The organism is Enterobacter sp. V89_11 (assembly GCF_029967775.1).
Lineage (GTDB): Bacteria > Pseudomonadota > Gammaproteobacteria > Enterobacterales > Enterobacteriaceae > Enterobacter > Enterobacter ludwigii.
Window position 1 is genome coordinate 40,388 of sequence record NZ_JASCAN010000020.1, and the last position, 20,341, is coordinate 60,728.

General features: G+C 57.1%; 18 protein-coding genes. 8 read left to right on the plus strand and 10 right to left on the minus strand.

Going from position 1 to position 20,341, the window contains the following annotated elements:
- The first annotated feature begins 26 nt into the window (after window positions 1–26).
- Window positions 27–950 carry a DMT family transporter gene (locus QLG09_RS15635; RefSeq protein ID WP_049023412.1) on the plus strand — a complete coding sequence of 308 codons (924 nt, stop codon included), beginning with the start codon at window positions 27–29 and terminating at the stop codon, window positions 948–950.
- On the opposite strand, the gene rutG is transcribed toward QLG09_RS15635, so the two are convergent.
- Genes rutG through rutA form a run of 7 tightly spaced genes read right to left on the minus strand, consistent with a single transcriptional unit; the run spans window position 938 to window position 6,378 of the window.
- A complete protein-coding gene (gene rutG, locus QLG09_RS15640; protein WP_049023413.1) occupies window positions 938–2,266 on the minus strand; it encodes a pyrimidine utilization transport protein G in 1,329 nt (442 codons plus the stop codon). The genes QLG09_RS15635 and rutG overlap by 13 nt on opposite strands.
- A gap of 21 nt (window positions 2,267–2,287) precedes the next feature.
- The gene (gene rutF / locus QLG09_RS15645) at window positions 2,288–2,782 is read right to left on the minus strand and encodes an NADH-dependent FMN reductase RutF (RefSeq protein ID WP_014169496.1); all 495 of its coding nucleotides are present in this window, start codon (window positions 2,780–2,782) and stop codon (window positions 2,288–2,290) included.
- Between the two features lie 9 nt (window positions 2,783–2,791).
- A complete protein-coding gene (locus QLG09_RS15650) occupies window positions 2,792–3,382 on the minus strand; it encodes a malonic semialdehyde reductase (RefSeq protein ID WP_025204485.1) in 591 nt (196 codons plus the stop codon).
- 9 nt (window positions 3,383–3,391) lie between these two features.
- On the minus strand, window positions 3,392–4,192 hold the full coding sequence (rutD, locus tag QLG09_RS15655) for a pyrimidine utilization protein D (protein WP_020884719.1): 801 nt from the start codon (window positions 4,190–4,192) through the stop codon (window positions 3,392–3,394).
- 7 nt (window positions 4,193–4,199) lie between these two features.
- The gene (gene rutC, locus QLG09_RS15660) at window positions 4,200–4,586 is read right to left on the minus strand and encodes a pyrimidine utilization protein C (RefSeq protein ID WP_020884718.1); all 387 of its coding nucleotides are present in this window, start codon (window positions 4,584–4,586) and stop codon (window positions 4,200–4,202) included.
- Between the two features lie 11 nt (window positions 4,587–4,597).
- Entirely contained in the window at window positions 4,598–5,287 is a 690-nt protein-coding gene (gene rutB, locus QLG09_RS15665) for a pyrimidine utilization protein B (protein ID WP_020884717.1), read from the minus strand.
- A complete protein-coding gene (rutA, locus tag QLG09_RS15670; RefSeq protein ID WP_025204484.1) occupies window positions 5,287–6,378 on the minus strand; it encodes a pyrimidine utilization protein A in 1,092 nt (363 codons plus the stop codon). The genes rutB and rutA overlap by 1 nt, the downstream gene beginning before the upstream one ends.
- Before the next feature lie 243 nt (window positions 6,379–6,621).
- Here rutA and rutR point away from each other — a divergent pair, with 243 nt between their 5' ends.
- Window positions 6,622–7,260, plus strand: a complete 639-nt coding sequence (rutR, locus tag QLG09_RS15675; RefSeq protein ID WP_014169502.1) for an HTH-type transcriptional regulator RutR — start codon at window positions 6,622–6,624, stop codon at window positions 7,258–7,260.
- Here rutR and QLG09_RS15680 read toward each other — a convergent pair.
- Window positions 7,257–7,652 (minus strand): lysozyme inhibitor LprI family protein, encoded by a 396-nt coding sequence (locus tag QLG09_RS15680; RefSeq protein WP_020884714.1) that lies wholly within the window; start codon window positions 7,650–7,652, stop codon window positions 7,257–7,259. The genes rutR and QLG09_RS15680 overlap by 4 nt on opposite strands.
- 101 nt (window positions 7,653–7,753) lie before the next feature.
- Window positions 7,754–11,716 carry a trifunctional transcriptional regulator/proline dehydrogenase/L-glutamate gamma-semialdehyde dehydrogenase gene (gene putA, locus QLG09_RS15685; RefSeq protein ID WP_049023414.1) on the minus strand — a complete coding sequence of 1,321 codons (3,963 nt, stop codon included), beginning with the start codon at window positions 11,714–11,716 and terminating at the stop codon, window positions 7,754–7,756.
- Between the two features lie 423 nt (window positions 11,717–12,139).
- Between putA and putP the strand changes: the two genes are divergently transcribed.
- The gene (gene putP / locus QLG09_RS15690; RefSeq protein WP_020884712.1) at window positions 12,140–13,648 is read left to right on the plus strand and encodes a sodium/proline symporter PutP; all 1,509 of its coding nucleotides are present in this window, start codon (window positions 12,140–12,142) and stop codon (window positions 13,646–13,648) included.
- Window positions 13,649–13,763: 115 nt separating this feature from the next.
- Window positions 13,764–14,183: a DUF3574 domain-containing protein gene (locus QLG09_RS15695; RefSeq protein WP_014169506.1), complete on the plus strand. Its 420-nt coding sequence runs from the start codon at window positions 13,764–13,766 to the stop codon at window positions 14,181–14,183.
- A 32-nt stretch (window positions 14,184–14,215) separates the two neighbouring features.
- Here the strand turns inward: QLG09_RS15695 and QLG09_RS15700 are convergent, their stop codons facing one another.
- Complete coding sequence (locus QLG09_RS15700; protein WP_282489049.1) at window positions 14,216–15,400, minus strand: nucleoside transporter C-terminal domain-containing protein; 1,185 nt, start codon at window positions 15,398–15,400, stop codon at window positions 14,216–14,218.
- A 251-nt stretch (window positions 15,401–15,651) separates the two neighbouring features.
- Between QLG09_RS15700 and efeU the strand changes: the two genes are divergently transcribed.
- The 4 genes from efeU to phoH all read left to right on the plus strand — a co-directional run bounded on the left by efeU (window position 15,652) and on the right by phoH (window position 20,232).
- A complete protein-coding gene (gene efeU / locus QLG09_RS15705) occupies window positions 15,652–16,485 on the plus strand; it encodes an iron uptake transporter permease EfeU (RefSeq protein ID WP_020884710.1) in 834 nt (277 codons plus the stop codon).
- 42 nt (window positions 16,486–16,527) lie between these two features.
- Window positions 16,528–17,655 (plus strand): iron uptake system protein EfeO, encoded by a 1,128-nt coding sequence (gene efeO, locus QLG09_RS15710; RefSeq protein ID WP_049022675.1) that lies wholly within the window; start codon window positions 16,528–16,530, stop codon window positions 17,653–17,655.
- A gap of 5 nt (window positions 17,656–17,660) precedes the next feature.
- Window positions 17,661–18,944 (plus strand): iron uptake transporter deferrochelatase/peroxidase subunit, encoded by a 1,284-nt coding sequence (gene efeB / locus QLG09_RS15715; protein ID WP_020884708.1) that lies wholly within the window; start codon window positions 17,661–17,663, stop codon window positions 18,942–18,944.
- Between the two features lie 499 nt (window positions 18,945–19,443).
- Entirely contained in the window at window positions 19,444–20,232 is a 789-nt protein-coding gene (gene phoH, locus QLG09_RS15720) for a phosphate starvation-inducible protein PhoH (protein WP_024908976.1), read from the plus strand.
- The last annotated feature ends 109 nt before the right edge of the window (window positions 20,233–20,341 follow it).

The window sequence follows — 20,341 nt, forward strand, 5'->3', positions numbered from 1 at the left end:
GATTGATGCTTATTTGCTGGTGCCGCATGTCTCTCTCCCGTTTCACATTCTCCGTCAAACCTCAGGAAGCCCTTCTCATTCTGATCACCATGTTCTGGGGCGGAACCTTTCTCGCCGTCCAGTATGCGGTTACGCTGAGCGGTCCGTTCTTTTTTGTCGGCCTGCGCTTTGCGACGGCGGCGATTGCCGTGGGATTACTCTCGCTTAAAACCTTGCGTGGGCTGACGCTTAAAGAACTGAAGGCCGGGGTGGCCATTGGGGTTGCGATTGCCATGGGCTACAGTCTGCAGACGTGGGGATTGCAGACCATCACCAGCAGCAAATCGGCGTTTATTACCGCCATGTATGTGCCGCTGGTGCCGTTACTGCAATGGCTCTGTCTGGGGAGAATACCGGGTCTGATGTCCTGCACGGGGATCGTGCTGGCGTTTGTTGGCCTTATCTTCCTTGCTGGGCCGGAAAACAACCTGCTGGCGCTGGGGCCGGGCGAAATCATTACGCTGGTGGGCGCTATCGCGATTGCCGCGGAAATTATTCTGATCAGCGCCTGGGCTGGCAAAGTGGACGTCAAGCGCGTCACCGTGGTTCAGCTGGCGACCGCGTCGCTGGTGGCTTTTGCCACCATGGTGCCGGCAGGGGAGTCTGTTCCGCCGATGTCCACCGGGCTGGTTGTGGTGGCGCTGGGGCTGGGCATCTTTAGCGCCATTATTCAGGTCACCATGAACTGGGCGCAGCGCAGCGTTTCCCCGACGCGTGCGACGGTTATCTATACCGGCGAACCGGTATGGGCGGGCATTTTTGGGCGTATCGCCGGAGAGCGTTTACCGCTGCTGGCGCTGGTGGGTGCGGCGTTTATTGTCGCCGGCGTGCTGGTGAGTGAGCTGAAGCTGAAACGGAAGAAAAAAGCGCTGCCAGAGCGTGACAGCGCTGCGATAAATCAAGAGTCCTGATGTACCACGTCGCCCTGCGGTGCGGCCGCTTCCCGGCGGCTCAGCAGGGCGTTAAGCAGGATTGCGCCAAAGGTTGCGGTGCCAATCCCACCAAGGGTGAATCCGCCCAGCGTCAGGGCAAAATCTCCCGCCCCCAGCACCAGCGTGACCGCCACCATAATCAGGTTGCTGTTCTGGCTCAGATCGACACGATGCTGCACCCAGATGCGTGCCCCGGCAACGGCAATCAGACCAAATACCACAATCGATGCCCCACCAATCACCGGCGCGGGAATGATGTGGATCAGCGCGCCGAATTTCGGTGAGAACCCGAGGAGCATCGCCATCACCGCAGCCGCCACGAAGACCAGGGTGGAGTAAACTTTGGTCACTGCCATCACGCCAATATTTTCAGCGTAGGTCGTTACGCCGCTGCCGCCGACCGAGCCGGAGAGCATGGTAGCCAGACCGTCGCCGACAAAGGCGCGGCCCATGTAAGGGTCCATGCTGCGCCCGGTCATACCCGCAACGGCTTTCAGATGGCCTAAGTTTTCTGCCACCAGGATCACCGCAACCGGCGCGATTAACATCATCGCCTGCGTGTTAAAGACCGGAGACGTCACCTGCGGCAGGCCGAACCAGGCGGCGTTATGCAGCAGCGTAAAATCAACCGGCTTGCCCAGACCGAAGACGTTTGCCAGCAGAGCGTACACCAGACAGGCAACGATTAACCCCACCAGGATCAACAGTCGCTGGATCATCCCCCGCGTAAACACCGCCACCAGGCCAATGCAGAGTACCGTGATCACCGCCATCCAGCTTTCAAAGGGCGAACCGGAAACACTTCTGACGGCTATTGGCGCAAGGTTCAGACCAATTGCCATTACCACAGCCCCGGTGACGACGGGAGGCATCATCCGCTCTATCCAGCGCGTCCCGACCTTCATGACCACCAGGCCAATCAGCGTGTAGACCAGCCCGCAGGCGATAATGCCGCCGAGCGCGACGCTCAGATTCGGGTTGATGCCCTGACCGTTAAAGCCGGTGGTGGCGATGACCACGCCGACAAACGCAGCGCTGGAACCAAGATAGCTGGGCACGCGCCCGCCGGTGATGAAAAAGAACAGCAGGGTACCGATACCCGACATCAGAATGGACAGATTGGGATCAAGCCCCATCAGCATGGGCATCAGCACCGTTGCGCCGAACATCGCGACCGCGTGCTGAACCCCCATCACTAAGGTTGGCCCGAGCGGGAGCCTTTCATCCGGCGCGACCACGCCAGGTTCCGTAGAGGTCGATTTCAACTGCCAGTGGGGAAAACCGAACATTGCCATGAGCTGACTCCTTAAGGAGGGTTAACAGGCGGGTCGCATAAGCGCGTGATAGCCGCGGTCAAACCACACCAGCCCTTGCGGCGCGGGGTGGCGAATAATCGAAACGATGTCGCAAAACAGGATGTCGTGCGTGCCCACGCTCACCACCTGGCTGATACGGCAGTCAAACGAGGCCAGCGCCTCCTCCAGACGCGGGCACCCCGTTTCGCCGGTCTCCCAGCGCGCGGCGGCGAAGCGCTCGTCCATCGGGGTTTTCCCCCCAAACAGGTTTGATAGCGGCTCTTGTCCGGCGCTCAGGGTATTGACGCACAGGGTGCGGTTTTCACTGAAGGTCGGCCAGACGGATGCGCCACGGTTCAGGCATACCAGCAGCGTGGGCGGCGAATCCGTTACGCTGCACACCGCGCTGGCGGTGAAACCCGCCATCCCGGCAGGACCGTCGGTGGTGATGATATTGACCGCCGCACCGACGCAGGCCATGGCATCACGGAAGGTTTGTTTATCGGGTGTCATCATGATGGCTCCTTATGCCAGTGCGCATGCGTCTTCAAAGGCCAGACGCGGCAAACGGCCGTAGAGTTTGCTGGTATCGCCATAGCCAATATTGATAAGCAGATTACTTTTCAGCGACGTGCCGGTGAAAAACGCGTCGTCGACTTTTTGGCGATCAAAGCCTGACATCGGGCCCGTATCGAGCCCCAGCGCCCGACAGGCGAAAATCAGGTAAGCCGCCTGCATCGCGCTGTTGCGAAAGGCGGTCTCTTCGGCAAGCGCCGGGCTTGAGGTAAACCAGCTCCGCGCATCCCCGTGGGGGAACAGGGCGGGAAGGCGTTCATAAAATTCACTATCCCAGGCGACAATCGCCGTGACCGGGGCGGTGAGGGTTTTCTCCAGGTTGCCGCTGGAAAGCGCCGGACGCAGTTTTTCTTTTCCCTCTGCGCTTCGTACAAACACAATCCGCGCGGGCGAGCAGTTGGCGGACGTGGGACCCCATTTCATCAGGTCGTAGATCTCGCGCAGCGTCTCGTCGCTGACGGGGATCGCCTGCCAGCCGTTATGGGTGCGTGCGCCGGTAAACAGTGATGCCAGCGCGCCAGGGGTAATCGCTTCGCTCATCAGGGCTCCTTATAAAGCGGGTTCAGGGCTGTGCAGCAGGCTGGCAAGCCCGTTCAGCAGCAGCGTATTAAAGGTTTCTGGCTCGGTGACGTTGCAGGCGTGCCCGCCCTGGCGCATCACCACCTTGTGGCTGCCGGGGATAGCCGCCTGCAGCTCAGTGGAACAGACCGCAGGGATGAGCAGATCGTCGGCGGAGCAGATGAGGTGTACCGGGCAGTGAATGCGTGAGGCGTGGCGACTGAAGTCCGCTTTCTTCAGGGCATTCAGCCTGTGCAGCAGGTTGTTTTTGCCCTGGAAGTGGGCCAGTGCCAGGGCCTCTTCGGCCTCCAGGCGCGGCGCGCGGGCGGCCATCCAGTCGGCCGGGTAAAGAAACAGCGGCTGTGCCTCTACCCACGCCTGTGCGCCGCCTGCATGAAGCAGGCGTTCGCGGATCTGGAAACAGCGTCGGGTATGAGCATTCAGAGTGAGCCAGCCGTTCACGCACACCAGCGCGCTGAGGGCATCGGGGTGGTCGAGCGCCAGCTGTAGGCCGATCAGCGCTCCCAGCGCATGACCCACGACGCAGTAACGAACGATCCCGGCGGCATTCAGCGCCCGGGCCAGCTCGTCGGCCATCATCGCCAGGCTGTAGGCTTCCGGCAGCACGTCGGGATTATTGCCCGTCCCGCGCTGGTCGTAGCACACCACCTGGTACTCTTGCTCCAGGACGGCAAGCTGCGGTAGCCAGTAGCTGCCGCCCCCGCCAAGCCCGGCAATCAGGACAACCGTGGGCGCGCCGTCGTAAGGGGGAGGTGAGACAGAGAGCTTCATGGCCGCCTCACTTTGCGATGTGTGCAACGGTCGCGATTTCAACCAGCGCATCTGGCTTCACCAGCCCACACTGAATGCAGAACCGGGCCGGTTTATCACCGGGAAAGAATTCGGCGTAAATGTCGTTAATCGCGGCGTAGTTTTTCCAGTCGGTGATAAAGATACTGTTGAACGTCACATCCTCCATTGTGCCACCCGCTGTTTCGATCACTTTTTTGATCGTCTCCAGCACGTGGCGGGTTTGCGCCTTTGGGTCGTTGGGGTAGACCACGTTATTGTGCTGATCAAACGGCAGCGTGCCGGATACATACACCACACCATCGGCCAGCGTGCCGGGCACGAACGGGGCAATCGGGGTACTGGTTCCTGGCGGAATAATCACGGATTTCGGCATGGTCTTGTTCCTCAGGCAATACGGGCTAACGGTGGATTCAGGGCGTCGCAAAAATCCGCGACGTTGCTGACCCAGCCAAAAAAGGTTTCGATGTTGAACAGGGCCGCTTGCTGCGCAAACGCCGGCCCGGCCTGATGGGTGGCGTCTTCCAGCACCACGCCAAAATATTCCAGGAAGAAGCCGTCGCGCAGGGTGGATTCCACGCAGACGTTGGTAGCGATGCCGGTAAAGACCAGATGACGGATCCCCCGGCTGCGCAGCAGGCTGTCGAGCGGGGTGTTGAAAAAGCCGCTGTAGCGCGGTTTGGGCAGCACGATATCGCCTGCCTCTGGCACCAGCTCATCCACCAGCTGGTAATCCCAGCTGCCTTTCGCCAGCAGTGTGCCCTGCAGTTCGGGCCGTTTGCGCATGGTTTTCAGGGCGTTCGATTTATGGAAATTGGGAGAGCCCGGGCCACCGGCCTCCACATATTGATCGTCCCAGCCGTTCTGGAACCAGACGATCAGCATGCCAGCCGCGCGGGCTGCGTTGACTGCGGTTTTAATGTTCTCAATCACCGGTCGGGTGGCGGAGACGTCAAATCCCGCCAGATCCAGATAGCCGCCCTGGCTGGCATAGGCGTTTTGCATATCCACCACAATCAGGGCGCTTTGGTGCGGCGCAAAGGTGATGGCTTCCGGACGTGCTGCAAGCGTGGTCATTACGCGACCTCCTTTGTGATGGCAGGAATGTGGGCGCGGCACTGCATCAGCGGCTGAATGCGCTCGCCGAATGTTTCCACACCGGTCAGGAACTCATCGAAGGTCAGCAGCACGCCTTCCGCTCCGGGCACGGCGGCCACTTCATCGAGCATTCTGGCGACGCTGGCATAGGAACCGACCAGCGTGCCCATGTTGATGTTGACCGCTGAGGTCGGGTCGGCCATCTGACGGACGTTGGTGTCCGAGCCGGAACGGGTATCTTTCTGGCTCTGTTCGGTGAGCCAGCTCAGCGCTTCATCGTCCGCGCCCGCCTTATACCGTTCCCATTTCGCGCGGGCGGCGTCGTCGGTTTCGTCGGCAATGACCATAAACAGGACATAGGAACCCACATCGCGACCGGTTTTGTCCGCCGCCTCTTTCATGCGTGCCGCGGTCGGGGCGAAGGCGGCTGGGGTATTCACGCCTTTGCCAAAGCAGAAGTTGAAGTCGGCGTATTTAGCGGAGAATTCCATTCCTGCGTCGCTCTGCCCGGCGCAGATCACTTTCATCGGGGCGGAAGGCTGCGGGCTGACGCGGCAGTCGTTCATGGTGAAGTAGTCACCTTTGAAGTCGCTTTTGCCGGTGCCCCAGAGGTCGCGCAGCACCTGCACATACTCGGTCAGGTAGTCGTAGCGGCGGGAGAAATACTCGTCGCCCGGCCAGATCCCCATCTGCTCATATTCAGGTTTTTGCCAGCCCGTAACCAGGTTAACGCCAAAGCGACCACCGGAGATGGAGTCGATGGTGGAGGCCATTCTGGCAACGATCGCCGGCGGCAGGGTGAGGGTGGCGGCCGTCGCGTAGATCTGAATGCGCGAGGTGACGGCTGCCAGCCCGGCCATCAGGGTGAAGGACTCCAGGTTGTGATCCCAGAATTCGGTTTTGCCGCCGAAACCCCGCAGTTTGATCATCGAAAGCGCAAAATCGAAATGGTAGTGCTCCGCCTTCTGCACGATAGCTTTATTCAGCTCAAAAGTAGGCATGTATTGCGGGGCGGTGGTCGAGATTAGCCAGCCGTTGTTGCCGATAGGTACAAATACGCCAATTTTCATCACGAACCTCTCTTTACGACGTTGCAGGTAAAGAGGGTTTTGCAAAGGCAATGCCAGTTTTGAAAATGGCTTTGTTATTAATGTGTTAATCAATGGTTGGTTAATTGAGATATGCAAATGTGGACTAAATGGTCAAAAACATTGCACAGAAAACAGGCATTCATGCGCGATCGGAGTGCAGAGTGTCGTGGTCGGTGAGGGGTTTTGCTATGCTGATGGCAACGCAAAATATGGAGAGCGGGAATGACACAAGGTGCAGTGAAAACACCCGGTAAACGTTCGCAGGCGGTCAGTGCGAAGAAGCAGGCCATCCTGAGTGCGGCGCTGGAGACCTTTTCGCAGTTTGGTATTCATGGCACGCGCCTGGAGCAGGTGGCGGAACAGGCCGGGGTGTCGAAAACGAATCTGCTCTACTACTACCCGTCGAAAGAGGCGCTTTACATTGCGGTGATGCAGCAGATCCTCGATATCTGGCTGGCGCCGCTTAAGGCGTTTCGCGAAGAGCTTGCCCCGCTGGTGGCGATCAGGGAGTACATTCGCCTGAAGCTGGAGGTGTCGCGTGATTATCCGCAGGCGTCACGGCTGTTCTGCCTGGAGATGCTGCAGGGCGCACCGCTGTTGCAGGCGGAACTGACCGGGGATTTAAAACAGCTGGTTGACGAGAAATCGGCCATTATTGCCGGATGGGTGGCGGGCGGGAAGCTGGCTCCAGTTGACCCGCATCATCTGATCTTTATGATTTGGGCCTCCACTCAGCATTACGCTGACTTTGCGGCCCAGGTTGAAGCGGTGACCGGTAAAACGCTCCAGGATGAGGCGTTTTTCCACAGCACGCTGGAAAACGTTCAGCAGATGATCATTGAAGGGATCCGCGTGCGTTAGTTTCCCGGCGGAAGAGGGCAGCTTAAATCGCCCTCTTCACACTGCATCAGTGAGGCAAGAAACGCTTCACGCTCAACGGTTTTTTCGTTCAGGCACTGGCTGATGATCATCGGCTGAACGCTGCCTCCCTCAGTACCCGACCCGATAAAGTTGCAGTCGGCATCGCGCAGGGCAATCCACGCCTGCTGTGCCTTTTTCAGAAGCTCACGCTGTGGGGCTTCTGCGCGTTTGATGGCAGCCTGATACGTCTGATTCAGTTTTTTATCGGCTGCCTGGTACTGCTGCGCCGTACAGGTGTTCATTTCAAGCTGGGTGGTCGCATTTGCGCATTCTTCTGCCAGCGCGTTCGCGCTCAGCAGCAATGCAGCCCCCGCGATCAGATATCTTTTCATCATCCCCTCCATGTAAAAAAGCCGGATGCGCTGTGCTTATCCGGCCCTGGGTTATTTTGTCACCCCGGTAAGCGTAGTGCCACCGGGGATATTTTACACGATTAACCGATTGTCATCAGGCTCGCGTTACCGCCCGCCGCCGCGGTGTTCACGCTGAGCGAGCGCTCCACGTACAGACGTTCCAGCAGCAGGTTGGTTTCGCCGCGGGCAAAGCCCTGTACCGAAACAATCGCACCGCTGCGGGCCGCCACCTGCTCGCACAGTTCGCGCAACTGGTCGGAATCACCGTGATAGATAACGGCATCAAACGGCTGAGTCAGCAGGGCATCGGGCTTCGCAAAATGAATGCGGGCAGAGACCGCTTTCGGCAGCTGTTTCGCCAGGTCACGATGCAGTGCATCTTCCGGCCACAGCACTTCACAACCGGTTGCAGCAGCAGCGGCCAGCTGAACCAGCGCATCCTGCTCGTTGTCCGCCACGCACAGCACACGCTCGCGCGGCATCAGCGTCCAGGTGTTGCGCTCACCGGTTGGCCCCGGCAGCAGGCGCTGCGTTCCCGCCTGCGCCAGTTCGCCATACTGCTGTGCGACAGCGCGCAGTTCCGGGCGTGTTTCTGCCCACGTGATGAGCGCCTCCAGCGGCTGTGTCAGCACGGCCTTCAGCTGCGCGTCCACCGGACGTTCGGCATCCTGACGTGCCAGCGTCACGCCGAGCGCATTGTCCGGACGGTTTGCCAGCAGACGGTACAGGTAGAGTGGACCACCGGCTTTTGGACCGGTACCTGACAGACCTTCTCCGCCGAACGGCTGTACGCCCACTACCGCGCCGACCATGTTACGGTTGACGTACAGGTTGCCTACTTTAGCGCTGCCGGTCACCTGAGCGATGGTCTCATCGATGCGGGTATGCACGCCGAGGGTCAGGCCATAGCCGGAGGCGTTAATCTGTTCAATCAGCTCGTTGAGGTTGTTACGGTTGTAGCGCACCACGTGCAATACCGGGCCAAAGACCTCTTTTTTCAGCTCGTCGAAGCTGGCCAGTTCAATCAGCGTTGGCGGCACAAAGGTGCCGGTCTGCCACTCGCGGGCATCCTCGTTGTTTTCACGCACGGCCTGGAAGACCGGACGGCCTTTGGCGCGCATGGTCTGAATGTGGTTTTCGATATTTGCTTTGGCTTCCGCGTCGATAACCGGCCCGATATCGGTCGTGAGACGGCCCGGGTTACCCATACGGCATTCGCCCATCGCGCCGCGCAGCATCTTCAGCGTGTGGTCTGCCACGTCATCCTGCAGACACAGCACGCGCAGGGCGGAACAGCGCTGGCCCGCGCTGTCGAAGGCGGAGGCGAGAACATCGACCACCACCTGCTCGGTGAGCGCGGAGGAGTCGACGATCATGGCGTTCATGCCGCCGGTTTCAGCGATGAGCGGCGTTGGACGCCCCTGTGCATCAAGACGGGTGGCGATGTTGCGCTGCAGCAGGGAGGCCACTTCAGTTGAGCCGGTAAACATCACGCCGCGCACACGGTTATCGGCGGTCAGTTTCGCCCCGACCGTTTCACCGCGGCCCGGCAACAGCTGTATGACACCCGCAGGCACGCCCGCTTCCAGCAGAATGTTAATACCCTGAGCGGCAATCAGCGGGGTCTGCTCCGCCGGTTTTGCCAGCACGCTGTTGCCTGCGGCAAGTGCGGCGGCAATCTGGCCGGTGAAGATCGCCAGCGGGAAGTTCCACGGACTGATACACACCACCGGACCGAGAGGACGGTGGGTTTCGTTATCGAAATCATCACGAACCTGGCCTGCGTAGTAGTGCAGGAAGTCGACCGCTTCACGAACTTCGGCAATGGCGTTGCTGAAGGTTTTACCTGCTTCGCGCACCAGGATCCCGATGAGCGACTGCATCTGGTCTTCCATCAGCACCGCAGCACGTTCCAGAATGGCGCCACGCTCTTGCGGCGGTGTCGCGAACCAGATTGGCGCGTTATTCACCGCGCTGTCCAGCGCCTGATCCACTTCTGCTTCGGTTGCTTCCCGCACGTAGCCGACGATATCTTTTGGCTCCGCCGGGTTAATCACGGGCTGCATTTCGCCATCAGCGACGGACTGCTCCAGAATCGGTTTGGCCTGCCATTTCTGCAGCGCGCTGTTGAGCAGGGCGGAGGAGAGGGAGGCCAGACGGTGTTCGTTCGCCAGGTCCAGGCCCGCGGAGTTCACGCGACCTTTGCCGTACAGTTCACGCGGCAGCGGGATCTTCGGATGCGGCAGGCCAATCTGACCTTCCTGGGCCGCCATCTTCTCAACCGCCTGCACCGGATCGGCAACCAGCTCGTCAAGCGGCAGGGTGGTATCGGCGATACGGTTAACGAAGGAGGTGTTCGCCCCGTTCTCCAGCAGACGACGCACCAGGTACGCCAGCAGGGTTTCATGGGTGCCCACCGGGGCATAAATACGGCACGGACGGTTCAGTTTGCCATCCGCCACTTTACCGGTGACCTGCTCGTACAGCGGTTCACCCATGCCGTGCAGGCACTGGAACTCATACTGACCCGGATAGTAGTTCTGTCCGGCCAGGCTGTAGATGGCCGCCAGGGTGTGGGCGTTATGGGTGGCAAACTGCGGGTAAATCAGGTTCGGCACGCCGAGCAGTTTTTTCGCGCAGGCAAGGTATGAGACATCGGTGTAAACCTTGCGGGTATAGACCGGATAGCCTTCCAGACCTTCCATCTGGGCGCGTTTAATCTCGCTGTCCCAGTAGGCGCCTTTCACCAGGCGGATCATCAGGCGACGGCGGCTGCGGCTTGCCAGGTCAATCAGGTAATCAATCACGAACGGACAACGTTTCTGATACGCCTGGATAACGAAACCAATTCCGTTCCAGCCTGCCAGCTCCGGCTCGAAGCACAGTTTTTCCAGCAGATCGAGGGAGATCTCCAGGCGGTCGGCCTCTTCGGCATCGATGTTGATACCGATGTCGTACTGGCGCGCCAGCAGGGTCAGGGATTTCAGGCGCGGATAGAGCTCTTCCATCACCCGGTCGTACTGCGCACGGCTGTAGCGCGGATGCAGGGCCGAGAGCTTGATGGAGATCCCCGGGCCTTCATAAATACCGCGACCGTTTGACGCTTTACCAATGGCGTGAATCGCCTGCTGGTAAGAGACCATATAAGCCTGCGCGTCGGCGGCGGTCAGCGCCGCTTCACCCAGCATGTCGTAAGAGTAGCGGAAACCTTTATCTTCGAGCTTACGGGCGTTGGCCAGCGCTTCCGCGATGGTTTCGCCGGTAACAAACTGCTCGCCCATCAGGCGCATCGCCATATCCACGCCTTTGCGGATCAGCGGTTCACCGCTCTTGCCGATGATGCGGTTCAGGGAGCGGGAGAGGTTGGCTTCGTTATGGGTCGAGACCAGTCGGCCGGTAAACAGCAGGCCCCAGGTCGCCGCGTTGACGAACAGCGACGGGCTGCGGCCAATGTGTGACTGCCAGTTACCGTTGCTGATTTTGTCGCGGATCAGTGCGTCACGGGTGGCTTTGTCAGGAATACGCAACAGCGCTTCCGCCAGACACATCAGCGCTACGCCCTCCTGAGAGGAGAGGGAAAACTCCTGCAGCAGACCCTGTACCATTCCGGCGCGGCCGGTGGCATTTTTCTGGTTACGCAGTTTGTCGGCAAGCTGATACGCCAGGCTGTGCGCCTGAGAGGCAATGGCTTCTGGCAGACGGGCCTGCTCCAGCAGCATCGGTACGGCGTCGGTTTCGGCACGACGGTAAGCACCGGTAATGGCGGCGCGGCTGACCGACTGAGGCAGGATCTGCTCGGCGAATTCAAGGAACGGCTGATGGTTTTCGTCAGCAGCGGCGGAAACCTCATCACTTTCATTGGCTGCACCCGCCAGCAGCGCGGGCAGCTCTGGCAGCCCCTCATCGCTTTCGAGTCTTTCGAGGTAGTTAAAAATCGCCTGCTTGATTAGCCAGTGCGGCGTGCGGTCAATGCGGGTTGCTGCGGTCTTAATCCGTTCGCGGGTTGCGTCATCCAGCTTAACCCCCATGGTGGTCATACCCATGCCAAAGCTCCTGTTGTTCTGTCGTCGTGTGCTATCGATAGCGTGAAATATCCACCATGTTGCAACTTTGTGCAACCGTGTTAAATGTGACCTGGTTTGCAACCCAGGAAATGAATGGATTGTTAAGAGATGGTTAGCTGGAAAAAAGTGCTGGCTTCTGGATGAGAGGCCTGTTTTTATGCGGGACTTAACACTTTTAAAAGGTGCAACCCGTAAAAGCGTGAGCGAGTGCAACCTATACGAAAGACGTATAAAACCAGGGATGAATTTGATGTAAATGCAGTGTTAAATCGTTTGTGTGCGAGCACTGCTTACGGCAGGATACGCGCGGCCAACAGAAACACATACACACATCACTACGTTCCGGTGATGACATAACAAGGCAACCCGGACGGTTGTCGCTCGACATTTTGGAGAATTTAAATGGCAATTAGCACACCGATGCTGGTGACATTTCTCGTTTATATATTTGGCATGATCCTGATAGGGTTTTTGGCATGGCGTTCAACAAAGAACTTTGACGACTACATTCTGGGCGGGCGTAGCTTAGGGCCGATGGTTACCGCACTCTCTGCGGGCGCGTCCGACATGAGCGGCTGGCTGCTGATGGGGCTGCCGGGGGCGATTTTCATCTCCGGTATTTCTGAAAGCTGGATCGCCATTGGCCTGACCGTCGGGGCATGGATCAACTGGAAGCTGGTGGCAGGCCGTCTGCGCGTGCATACCGAAGCCAACAACAATGCGTTGACCCTGCCGGATTACTTCACCGGACGCTTTGAAGATAACAGCCGTGTGCTGCGCATTATCTCTGCGCTGGTTATCCTCGTGTTCTTCACCATCTATTGTGCCTCTGGCATTGTGGCCGGTGCGCGCCTGTTCGAAAGCACCTTCGGCATGAGCTATGAAACGGCGCTGTGGGCCGGTGCTGCGGCAACCATTCTCTATACCTTCGTGGGCGGTTTCCTGGCCGTAAGCTGGACTGACACCGTGCAGGCGAGCCTGATGATCTTCGCTCTGATCCTGACGCCAGTCATTGTCATCTTCACCGTCGGCGGCTTTGCTGATTCGCTGGAAGTGATTAAGCAGAAGAGCATTGAAAACGTCGACATGCTGAAAGGGCTGAACTTTGTCGCCATCGTTTCTCTGATGGGCTGGGGTCTGGGCTACTTCGGTCAGCCGCACATTCTGGCGCGCTTCATGGCCGCTGACTCTCACCACACGATTGTTCATGCCCGTCGTATCAGTATGACGTGGATGATCCTCTGTCTGGCGGGTGCCTGTGCGGTTGGTTTCTTCGGCATCGCTTACTTCAACAATAACCCGGCGCAGGCAGGTGCAGTAAACCAGAACGCCGAGCGTGTGTTCATCGAACTGGCGGGCATTCTGTTCAACCCGTGGATTGCCGGTATTCTGCTCTCCGCGATCCTGGCGGCCGTGATGTCCACCCTGAGCTGCCAGCTGCTGGTCTGCTCAAGTGCAATCACCGAAGACCTCTACAAAGCGTTCCTGCGTAAAGATGCGAGCCAGAAAGAGCTGGTATGGGTGGGGCGTTTCATGGTGCTGGTGGTGGCCTTAATTGCCATTGCGCTGGCGGCAAATCCTGAGAACCGCGTGCTGGGCCTGGTAAGCTACGCGTGGGCGGGCTTTGGTGCGGCGTTTGGTCCGGTGGTGCTCTTCTCGGTGCTGTGGTCGCGCATGACCCGCAACGGCGCGCTGGCGGGGATGATTATCGGTGCGCTTACCGTTATCGTCTGGAAGCAGTTCGCCTGGCTCGGTCTGTACGAAATTATCCCGGGCTTCATCTTCGGCAGTATCGGCATTGTGGTGTTCAGCCTGCTGGGTAAAGCGCCTTCTGCCTCAATGCAGAAACGTTTTGCTGAAGCAGACGCACACTATCACACTGCACCGCCGTCTAAGCTGCAGGCTGAGTAATCTTTTTCGCTGATAGTCAGGCCGGGTAAGCGTGAGCGCTACCCGGCTTTTTTCTTGCCAAAATCCGCAATTTACGATGATATCGCTGTGCTTATAACAATGAGGATAGCGAAGCATGACAATCAAAACAGGGGTAATGGCAGCGGCATTATTGATGCTGGCGGGCTGCAGTGTGCCGTCGCAACACGCGGCGATGGAGACCTGCAAAGCGGATAACCAGATGCAGCAAACCACGCTCTATTTCGGGCTAAACCGTCCCGCAGGGGCGCAAATCACCACCGGCGAGTGGCAGCAGTTCGTTGACCAGGACGTGACGCCGCGTTTTCGCGATGGCCTGACGGTCTTTGATGCGCGTGGGCAGTGGCTGGGTAACGACGGGAAAGTGGCGCGTGAACCGAGCAAGGCGCTTATGCTGATCCACGGTAAAGATGCGCAGAGCGAGAAGAATATTGAAGCGTTGCGCGGTATTTATAAATCACGCTTCGCGCAGGAGTCGGTGATGCGAGTCGATCAGCCGGTGTGCGTGCAGTTTTAATGAAAAACGGCGGGAGAACCCGCCGTTATCGCTTACAGCACCAGTCCTGCAAAGCTGGCGGACAGCAAACTGACCAGCGTCGCGCCATATACCAGACGTAAGCCAAAACGCGATACCACGTTCCCCTGTTGCTCGTTCAGGCCTTTGATCGCCCCGGCCACAATGCCGATAGAGGCAAAGTTAGCGAACGACACCAGGAAAACGGACAAAATGCCCAGTCCGCGTGGTGACATCTGATGCGCAATTTTTTGCAGCTCAATCATTGCCACAAATTCATTTGCGACCAGCTTGGTTGCCATAATACTGCCGGCATACAACGCGTCGCTCAGCGGAATACCAACCAGCCATGCCAGCGGGTAAAATACATAGCCCAGGATCTGCTGGAAGCTCATACCAAATACGCTGGAGAAGAGGGCGTTAACGGCGCTAATAAGGGCAATAAAGCCAATCAGCATCGCCAGAATAATCATCGCCACTTTAAAACCGGCCAGAATATACTCGCCAAGCATTTCGAAGAAGCTCTGGGACTCGTGCAGCTTTTCAAGCTTGATGTCCGGCTCTGCTTCCGGGCGCGCCGGGTTGATAATGGAGAGAATAATAAAGGTGCTGAACATGTTCAGGATGAGTGCGGCAACGACAAATTTGGCGTCGAGCATGGTCATATAGGCACCGACAATCGACAGAGATACCGTCGACATGGCCGTGGCCGCCATGGTGAAGAGACGACGAGAGGAGAGGTCGCCCAGTACACCCTTGTAGGCAATAAAGTTTTCAGACTGTCCGAGGATCAGCGAGCTCACCGCGTTGAACGATTCCAGCTTACCCATGCCATTCAGTTTTGACAGCAGTGTCCCGATCACCCGAATAAAAATCGGCAGAATTCGCCAGTGCTGAAGAATACCAATCAGTGCGGAGATAAAAATAATCGGGCAGAGTACGCCGAGGAAAATGAACGCCAGTCCTTTTTCACCCATCCCGCCAAAGACGAAATTGGTGCCTTCAGCCGCGAATTTCAGCAGTGACTCAAAGAATCCCGAGACATATTTAATAATGAACAGCCCGCTTTCGGCATGCAGGAAAAAGAACGCCAGGGCTATTTCAATGACAATCAGCTGTAAAACAAAACGAATGCGAATTTTTCGGCGGTCGAAACTCACCAGCCAGGCAAGCGCAAGAATAATCACCAGCGCCAGCAGGAAATGGATAATGTTAAACATGGTTAATTTTCAGTTGGTTTTTGAGGCAGATATTTAGCCACAGCCCTGATTAACCGTAAATGGGCATTTTCGCTATAACTTATAAACTTAACGATAACGCCAGCAATTATTACCAGGCTGGGTGTTTACAACTCGTCATCAAAACAACACACATTTCACTTGTTTTTCTTGCTGGCGTAATGATAATCACTATCACAAGAATTTACCTTTCTTTGCATCAGTTGACCGCGATAAACATTTAAGGTGTCGGCATGTTTGTTCCATTTCTCATTATGTTACGTGAAGGTCTCGAAGCGGCCCTCATCGTCAGCCTCATCGCCAGTTATCTGAAGCGAACCCAGCGTGGACGCTGGATTGGTGTCATGTGGATAGGGGTATTCCTCGCCGCAGCACTCTGTCTGGGCCTTGGCATTCTTATCAATGAAACCACCGGTGAGTTTCCCCAGAAAGAGCAAGAGTTGTTTGAAGGGATCGTGGCCGTCATTGCCGTGGTAATCCTCACCTGGATGGTGTTCTGGATGCGTAAAGTGTCCCGCAACGTGAAGGTGCAGCTGGAGCAGGCGGTGGATAACGCCCTGCAAAAGGGCAATAACCACGGCTGGGCGCTGATCATGATGGTCTTTTTCGCCGTAGCGCGGGAAGGGCTGGAGTCGGTTTTCTTCCTGCTGGCGGCATTTCAGCAGGATGTGGGGATCTGGCCACCGCTGGGTGCGATGCTGGGTCTGGCCACTGCGGTGGTGCTGGGCTTCCTGCTCTACTGGGGCGGCATTCGCCTTAACCTGGGTGCGTTCTTTAAATGGACCAGCCTGTTTATTCTGCTGGTGGCCGCTGGGCTGGCGGCGGGAGCGATCCGCGCTTTCCACGAAGCGGGCCTGTGGAATCACTTCCAGGAAGTGGCGTTCGACCTCAGTAACGTGCTCTCAACGCACTCCCTGACCGGTACCTTGCTCGAAGGTATTTTTGGTTACCAGGAAACGCCGAGCGTCAGCGAAGTGGCGATGTACTTTATCTATTTGGTTCCGGCGCTGGTGCTGTTTGCCATGCCGCCGCGCACCGGCACTCAGACGTCGCGCGTTGCGCCGTAATCTGACTGCATTAGTTACAACATACTTTTAAAGGGAAGAGTCATGGCAATTCAGTTCCGTCGTAGTGCGTTATGCGCAGGCATTGCCGCGCTGTTCGCTTCAGCATTTTCCGCCTGGGGCGCGGATGTTCCGCAGGTCAAGGTTTCGGTTAATGATAAGCAGTGCGAGCCAATGACCATCACGGTCAACAGCGGCAAAACCCAGTTTATTATTCAGAACCACAGCCAGAAGGCGCTGGAGTGGGAAATTCTGAAAGGCGTCATGGTGGTGGAAGAGCGTGAGAATATCGCGCCGGGCTTTAGTCAGAAGATGACCGCCAACCTGCAGCCGGGTGAATATGAGATGACCTGTGGGCTGCTGACGAACCCTAAAGGCAAGCTTATCGTGAAGGGTGACGCCACGGCCGACGCCGGAAAAGGCACGGCTCTGTTGAGCCTGGGTGATGCGATTACTGCTTATAAAGCGTATGTCATCAAAGAGACGGCGGACCTGGCTACCGGTACCAAAGCCTTCACCGATGCAGTAAAAGCGGGCGATATCGCGAAAGCGAAATCCCTGTATGCGCCAACCCGTCAGCATTACGAGCGTATTGAGCCGATTGCCGAGTTGTTCTCTGACCTGGATGGCAGCATTGATGCCCGTGAAGATGATTTTGAGCAGAAAGCCGCCGACCCGAAATTTACCGGCTTCCACCGTCTGGAGAAAGCCCTGTTTGGCGATAACACTCTCAAAGGGATGGATAAATATGCCGATCAGCTGAACAGTGACGTGCTTGAGCTGCAAAAACGCATCGGCGAGCTGGCCTTCCCGCCATCAAAAGTGGTGGGCGGTGCCGCGGGTCTGATTGAAGAAGTGGCGGCAAGTAAAATCAGCGGTGAAGAAGACCGTTACAGCCACACCGACCTGTGGGACTTCCAGGCGAACGTCGATGGCGCGCAGAAAATTGTCGATCTGCTGCGTCCTCAGCTGCAGAAAGATAACAGCGAACTGCTGGCGAAAGTGGATGCCAACTTCAAAAAAGTCGACACCATTCTGGCGAAGTACCGTACCAAAGACGGGTTTGAAACCTACGATAAACTGACCGATGCCGACCGTAACGCGCTGAAAGGCCCGATTACCACACTGGCGGAAGATCTCTCCCTGCTGCGTGGCGTACTGGGTCTGGATTAAGCACGATGAACAAGCAGAATGAACACGACGTGGTGGAACCTTCACGTCGTCGATTGTTAAAAGGGGTAGGGGCGCTGGGGGGCGCCCTTGCTCTGGCCGGAGGGTGTCCGGTGGCGCATGCGGCGAAACCGCAAAGTGCTCCCGGCACGCTGTCACCCAATGCACGCATGGAGACGCAGCCTTTTTATGGCGAGCATCAGTCGGGCATTCTGACGCCACAGCAGGCCTCCATGATGCTGGTGGCTTTTGATTCGCTGGCAAGCGATAAAGCCGATCTTGAGCGTTTGTTCCGCCTGCTGACGACGCGCATCGCGTTTCTCACCGCCGGTGGTCCGGCGCCGGACACGCCTAACCCGCGTCTGCCGCCGATGGATTCCGGTATCCTCGGGGCATTTATCGCTCCGGATAACCTGACGATAACCGTTTCGCTCGGTGAGTCGCTGTTTGATGCGCGCTACGGGCTGGCAAAACAGAAGCCAAAAGCGCTGCAGAAAATGACGCGTTTCCCGAATGACTCTCTGGATGCTGCTCTCTGCCATGGCGATCTGCTCCTGCAAATTTGCGCCAACACCCAGGATACGGTGATCCACGCGCTGCGCGACATCATCAAGCACACGCCGGACCTGCTGAGCGTTCGCTGGAAGCGGGAAGGGTTTATCTCTGACCATGCCGCCCGCAGCAAAGGGAAAGAGACGCCCGTAAACCTGCTGGGCTTTAAAGACGGCACGGCCAACCCGGACAGCCGTAATGACCCGCTCATGAAAGAGGTGGTCTGGGTGACGGCCGATCAGGGCGAGCCGGCATGGGCTGTGGGTGGAAGTTATCAGGCGGTGCGGATTATTCAGTTCCACGTGGAGTTCTGGGACCGTACGCCGCTCAAAGAGCAGCAGACGATTTTTGGTCGCGATAAACAGAGTGGCGCTCCGCTCGGGATGAAGAACGAGCATGATGTGCCTGACTACGCCAGCGATCCGAATGGCGATGTCATCGCGCTGGACAGCCATATCCGCCTGGCCAATCCGCGTACCAAAGAGACACAATCCAGCCTGATGATGCGTCGGGGATATAGCTATTCACTTGGCGTAACCAACGCCGGCCAGCTCGATATGGGGCTGCTGTTTGTCTGCTATCAGCACGACCTGGAGAAGGGCTTCCTGACCGTACAGAAACGCTTAAACGGGGAAGCGCTGGAAGAGTACATTAAACCCATCGGCGGCGGTTATTTCTTTGCCCTGCCTGGCGCACGCGATCGCAACGCCTATCTCGCTCAAGGGTTGATTGAAGCCTGATAATTGTCCCTGCGATAATTCGCGGGGACATTATTTTTTCATATGCCTGTCCTGCTGTTATATTTCTGTAATATTCCTGTATGAGACTGATTTCCACTGTAGGGACAGTCTTAAAGTTACGTTCAGGTAAAATAAATGTTGCATTTATGATAACTCCTGATGTACTTAAGATAAGACAGCGGTAGTTCCCGGCAGTGATGCTGAATCACTATGGAGATCGCGAATGGTTGCGTCCTGTACTGGACATGGTAAACACAACACCCGCAGCACCCGGCGCGGAGGCTCAGACTCCGGCAGCGATTTCCTCACCACAAAATTATCCCCCTCGACTCAAGAATCTCTTTCGACCGACGTGCAGAATGGTGCGCGTAGCCGTTCTGTTGCGTCATCCGGTAAAGCAAGCAATGGCTTACAAGGAAGCCAACCCTCTGATGTTCGTGCGCATAATCGTGCTGAAACTGGCACGTGTGATGAATACCAACAACTCAAGGTGCTATCCATGGGAAGACAAAAAGCAGTGATCAAAGCTCGTCGCGAAGCAAAACGTGTGCTGAGACGGGATTCACGTAGCCATAAACAGCGTGAAGAAGAATCGGTCACCTCGCTTGTGCAGATGAGTGGCGTAGAAGCAATTGGCATGGCCCGAGACAGCCGTGATAATTCTCCAATTGTGGCGCGCAATGAGGCTCAGGCGCACTACCTGAATGCTATCGAGAGTAAACAGCTCATCTTTGCAACCGGCGAAGCCGGATGCGGGAAAACGTGGATCAGTGCAGCCAAAGCGGCAGAGGCGCTGATCCATAAAGACGTGGAGAGAATTATTGTCACCCGTCCGGTACTGCAGGCTGATGAAGATCTTGGCTTCTTGCCCGGAGATATTTCAGAGAAGTTTGCCCCTTACTTCAGGCCCGTCTATGACGTGCTGGTGAAACGTCTGGGAGCATCCTTTATGCAGTACTGTCTGCGACCAGAGATTGGCAAGGTGGAAATCGCGCCGTTCGCTTATATGCGCGGACGTACATTTGAAAATGCGGTCGTCATTCTTGACGAGGCTCAGAACGTGACCGCAGCGCAAATGAAGATGTTTTTAACGCGCCTCGGGGAAAACGTGACGGTCATCGTCAATGGTGATATTACCCAGTGCGATCTGCCGTCGGGCGTGAAGTCCGGACTGAGCGACGCCATGTCACGTTTTGAGGAAGATGAGATGATTGGGGTGGTACGCTTCACGAAAGAAGACTGCGTGCGTTCAGCGCTCTGCCAGCGTACGTTGCAAGCGTACTATTGAGTTAGCCGTTGTGTTCAAGGCCCGGGAAACCGGGCTTTGTTTTTGTGCGGGCGTCCTGTCCGGGGAATATAAAAGAAAAAAGCCCGTACTTTCGTACGCGCTCTCATCT